The 2,022-nt window shown below is 63.9% G+C and carries 2 protein-coding genes; both read left to right on the top strand.

The annotated features are described in order from the left end of the window. Nucleotides 1-437 precede the first annotated feature (437 nt). A complete protein-coding gene (locus VNX23_RS11705; protein WP_325630161.1) occupies nucleotides 438-1,103 on the top strand; it encodes a TetR/AcrR family transcriptional regulator in 666 nt (221 codons plus the stop codon). After that, the coding region (locus VNX23_RS11700; protein WP_325630159.1) for an FAD-dependent oxidoreductase at nucleotides 1,100-2,022 on the top strand (923 nt) is incomplete at its 3' end. The genes VNX23_RS11705 and VNX23_RS11700, both read left to right, overlap by 4 nt.

The following is a 2,022-nucleotide window of genomic DNA, read 5'->3' as shown; positions in this document are numbered from 1 at the left end:
CCGCGCAAATTCACCTTCCGCAATATAAACCGGCTCCCTCGGGCGTCGCGCATCCTCGCTCGCGCAGACATTGCCCTTCAGCGCGGCTGACCGGATGCGCATCCGTCCCGGAACGTGATGCGCGATGTCAAATTTGAAGGTTGGCTTTCCCCAGCCCCAGTGACAATGGGGGCGATCGGGCGCAAGAACTCACGTTCGCGTCTGAGTCGCCGCTGGAAGAAGGGAGATTCTCTCAGCCTCTCTCGCGGAGGAGCCGCTTCGATCTCAAGGCTGCCACATGGCGCGTCGATAGCATCCCGGCGTCGAAATCGATTTTCTCTGTCGAAACCCCACGTAAATCCACCGCGCCGTCGAACTCCGTTCACTGCGCTCGCCCGCCGGCTTGACGACTCGCTGGCGGCACATTAAGTGACTTTCGGGTCATTTATGGCTTGACGATGCCGGATGACGAACCGAAATGGCGGAGACGCAAGGAGGCGCGGCCGGGCGAGATTATTGACGCCGCGCTGGAGGTGTTCGCTGAAAAAGGCTTTGCCGCTGCCAAGCTCGACGACATTGCGCGCCGAGCCGGGATCTCAAAGGGCGCCCTCTACCTCTACTTTGAGACCAAGGAAGACATCTTCGGTGCCGTTGCGCGGGCCGCAGTCGCGTCGCACCTCGAAGCGATCGAAAGCACGGCCGAGGCCTCTGATGGGCCGTTCGCCGAGCTTGCGCCCATGCTCCTCTCGCGCGCGGCCGGGATGATGAGCGGCGGCCGGGTGCCGGCGATGGCCAGGATGGTGATCAGCGAATCGCGGAATTTCCCCGATCTCGCGCGCATCTGGCACGACGACGTCGTCGCTGGCGTCATCCGCACGGTCGCAGGAATCATCGCGCGCGCCCAGGCGCGAGGCGAGGTAGCGCCCGGCGATCCCCGCCTCCACGCCTTTTCGCTGATGGGCCCGATGGTGATGGCCACGCTGTTTCGAGAGGTCTTCGGCGAGGTAGGGACCGATCCCCCCGATTTGCAGGCGCTCGCCGGCCAGCACGCCCGCACGGCACTCAATGGCCTACTGACATCGCCGGCCGAGGCGGACGCAGCTGATGGACGGAGGACGAAATGATTCGCAGCGACGTTCTGATCATTGGTGCCGGTCCGACGGGCCTGGTCCTGGCGCTCTGGCTGACCAAGCTTGGGGTTAACGTGCGCGTCCTCGACAAGACGGCAGAGCCCGGCACCACCTCGCGGGCGTTGGCGGTTCAAGCGCGGACGCTTGAACTCTATCGCCAGCTCAACCTTACCGACGCCGTGGTCGAACGCGGCCACAAGGTTCCCGCGGTCAATTTGTGGGTCAAGGGCGAACCGACGGCGCGCCTGCCATTTGAGAGAATCGGCTCGGACCTGACGCCCTATCCGTTCTTGCATATTTTTCCGCAAGACCAGCATGAGCGGCTGCTGATCGAGCGGCTGGAGGCGCTCGGCGTTTCGGTCGAGCGCCGCACCGAATTGGTCAGCTTTACGGACGGGGGCGAGCGTGTGATTGCCCGCCTTCGCGGACCAGAGGGCCAGGAGGAAACCTGCGAGGCGAGCTACATCGCCGGCTGCGACGGCACCCGCTCGATTGTGCGCGAGACGATCGGTACAGGCTTTCGCGGCGGCACCTATCGGCAACTCTTCTATGTCGCCGACGTTGAAGCCGCCGGCCCTGCGCTCGACGGCGAGCTGCACGTCGACCTTGACGAGGCCGATTTCCTGGCGGTCTTTCCCTTGGCCGGGAAGGGCCGAGCGCGCCTGATCGGAACCGTACGCGACGAGCGCGCCGATCATGCCAATACGCTTAAGTTCGAAGACGTCAGCGACCGGGCGATCACGAATCTCAAGGTCAACGTCCAGAAGGTGAACTGGTTTTCGACCTACCATGTTCATCACCGGGTGACCGAGCATTTCCGCAAGGGCCGCGCCTTCCTGCTCGGCGATGCGGCTCACATCCACAGTCCCGCCGGCGGTCAGGGCATGAACACCGGAATTGGCGACGCCATCAA

The sequence above is a fragment of the Bradyrhizobium sp. genome (assembly GCF_035570375.1).
Taxonomy (GTDB): Bacteria; Pseudomonadota; Alphaproteobacteria; order Rhizobiales; family Xanthobacteraceae; genus Bradyrhizobium.
Note: the sequence above shows the minus strand (reverse complement) of the source record. Positions and strands in the feature narration are given on the sequence as shown.

Excerpts from the sequence above, each read along its gene's own strand:
- VNX23_RS11705 (WP_325630161.1), top strand. The coding sequence starts at position 438 with ATGCCGGATGACGAACCGAAATGGCGGAGACGCAAGGAGGCGCGGCCG.